General features: G+C 43.7%; 2 protein-coding genes. Both read right to left on the bottom strand.

Annotated elements, in window-relative coordinates; all coding sequences use genetic code 11:
- Positions 1-303 (bottom strand): hypothetical protein (locus tag B7Y67_RS14715; protein ID WP_293599283.1); only part of this gene is annotated, 303 nt, incomplete at its 3' end.
- Between the two features lie 23 nt (positions 304-326).
- A complete protein-coding gene (locus B7Y67_RS14710) occupies positions 327-2,510 on the bottom strand; it encodes a TonB-dependent receptor (RefSeq protein ID WP_293599282.1) in 2,184 nt (727 codons plus the stop codon).
- Between the last annotated feature and the right edge of the window lie 209 nt (positions 2,511-2,719).

Below are 2,719 nucleotides of genomic sequence, written 5' to 3'. Positions count from 1 at the left end.
CTCTAAACAACTTGGGCAAATAATCACCTTAGCGCCACCAGCAATTGCCTTTAACAGAGCCAGCTCTTCATTTGATTTATGACCATTAGATGCAAGCCCAAGAGACACCGCTTTATCATTCAGGTAAATAACAATCGGATAACCTTTTTCCGCATATTGCCGACCAGCATCCAAAGCCATTAAAACCTTGGCTGGATCATTGGTAGCAAGATTAATATAAATAGACTCTTTAGCAGCAAAAACAGATAAAGGCATAGTGATGGTCGCCAGCATAGCCAAAATTCTTAAAGCTCTAGAGATCATCGCTTGCCTTTTCCTTGCTTCAATTAAAACTTCATGTTTGCTGAAACGTAGAAAGTTCTACCCATTCCTGCAACTGCAGTACCCCACGGAGATCCTCCGGTATTGTTCATGGTCATTGTTGGGCCTTGACCTAAATAGGCACCTCCTTGTGGCAAAGCATACAACTTGTTAAGCAAGTTCTCGATGCCAAAATTCACTAGATATTTTTTATCGTCATATGAAGATCGCAGGTTAAATAATGAATATCCACCGGTAGCAATCTCATTTCTAACTGAGTTCAAATTCGTTTTAGCAGCAACAAATTGTCCCTGGATTGTATTTGTCCAATTAGCGCCCAAGAACTGAACTAAGCCAACCGTACCATTGAGCGGCATGATGTTATATAGATTGGTTCCAGCCGTTACGTTTTGACCACGCGTATACGAGCCTTGTGCGTTCAACTGAAATTTTCCAAACTGAGCATGCTTACCGAGAGCTGTAAAACCAGATAAATCAATTCCATAAAGTTGCGCATCTTGATTGACGTACTTAAGGACATTAAATTGATTAGCGGTACAGCTTGAATTACATGTAGCATCTATATAGTTACTTACATAGGTGTAATACGGGTTCGTCTTGAATCCCCATAGCTCTTTATTTACATCATGCCAGTCACTTGCAAAGCTAAACGTGTTGGCTACCTCTGGCGCTAACGTTACTTGACCAACATAACCATTGCCGTCACCTACGAAGTTATTCATAATTGCAGCCATGCTATTGGAGGACCAGGTATAGCGTTCGTATAGATTGGGGGATCTCGTTTTGCGTGAATACCCCGCCTCATAGTTTTGACTCTGATCAGGCTTATACCTAGATAAAGCCGTTAAATCCCAGTTGTAGTCGGTTTGTTGGTGTTGCTTAGCATTAAAGGCATTTGCATCTGCCCCATACATCATGGCGCTCGTACTATAGCCCTGAACATTTCCGGCATTAGAGGCGACCTGCTCAATGCGTACGCCAGCAAGACCCATCCACTCTTTTGCCCACTGTTGCTCTAGCTCACCAAAAACCCCTAGCCTATCCCTGGTTCCATTATTAATATTCTGAAATGTATTTGGTGACATCATCATGGTGCCCGCTACAGGAGGCCACCAATCATTCAATTTGTAAGTTTGGAATAAGCCCCCAACTCTAGCTAACTGGGTTTCTGAGAGTGGGATAGTTCCTTTGACATCTACTCCATTGGTAGAACTTGCAGTCAGCATTGGCATAGCAGTCTGTGGCGTCAAGTTTGTGGCAGTGGTTGTTCTCGCCCCTTGGTTGTCATCCATTTGGTGATTCACCATTTGGTTGTAGGCCTGAGCCTCCAACTTACCCCAATCGTATTGACCGGTGTACTTCAAATTAAATTGCGTTCCGATATTTTTAGTCATATCCATACGCTGGTTTGAATAGCCCTCAAATGGAATAAATTGATAGCTGGTTTTAAATTCAACCAAATGGTTATCTTTTTGCCATGCTAAATTGAGCTGTTGGTTGGTGGCAATATATCTTGATGCACCAACAACGTTTCCATTGAGTCCATTGCCGGCAGGCTTAAAGTTTCCGCCAGCAGTGTAGTTATTTGCTTTTGCTGAATCTACTGTGTAGGTAGCGCTAAATTCGTCACCAGCCGCTGTAAGGTTGATGTTGCCAGCTATGGCTTGCGCATTACTACTGTAAGAAGCACCCACCTCACCCTGCTGTAGCGTTTCACCCTTATTGGCAAATACTGGGGGCAAAGATTGAACAGAAACTACCCCACCTAAGCTATCACCACCAGCACTTACTGGCGAAAGGCCAGTAATCACTTTTACACTACCCACATTAGATGGGCTGATATATGAGAGTGGTGAGTTCATATGATTTGGACAGGATGACAAGAGTGGCATGCCATCCACGCTTACTGCAACTCGATCATCCGCCAAACCATGGATTGCTGGCAAGCCAGATACACCACCACCGGTATACATGCTCACACCAGGAATATTCAATAACATCGCTGCAGTATTGGGGGTGTTAACACGCGACTGATTCAACTCTTTACCAGTAAGAATAGTTTGAGTAAGTGGCACCTCCTGAATACCTGTTACTGTTAACGAATCAATACTAGGACCAACTTGTGAATATGCGCCCGAACACATTAGAGAGGCCACCAAGGCCATAGGTGTAACTTTTACTAATTTCATTTTCATCACCAAAACAATGACCAGGGTGGTCAATTACAAAACCCAAAAATGGGAAGAATGTAGTGTTAGGCGATTGCTGGAGGCGCTGCTGAGGGAGGTGTTACCCAAACAGCGAGTGGCTTGGGTGATTGATAGAAAAGCTGTGGCAGCAAAGCAAGTGTTTGCGGTGCCTGAAAAGTGAGATTAGTGTTAAATGCTGGCGTGATAGC

The organism is Polynucleobacter sp. 35-46-11, from assembly GCF_002281105.1.
Note: the sequence above shows the minus strand (reverse complement) of the source record. Positions and strands in the feature narration are given on the sequence as shown.

Excerpts from the sequence above, each read along its gene's own strand:
- B7Y67_RS14710 (WP_293599282.1), bottom strand. The coding sequence starts at position 2,510 with ATGAAATTAGTAAAAGTTACACCTATGGCCTTGGTGGCCTCTCTAATG.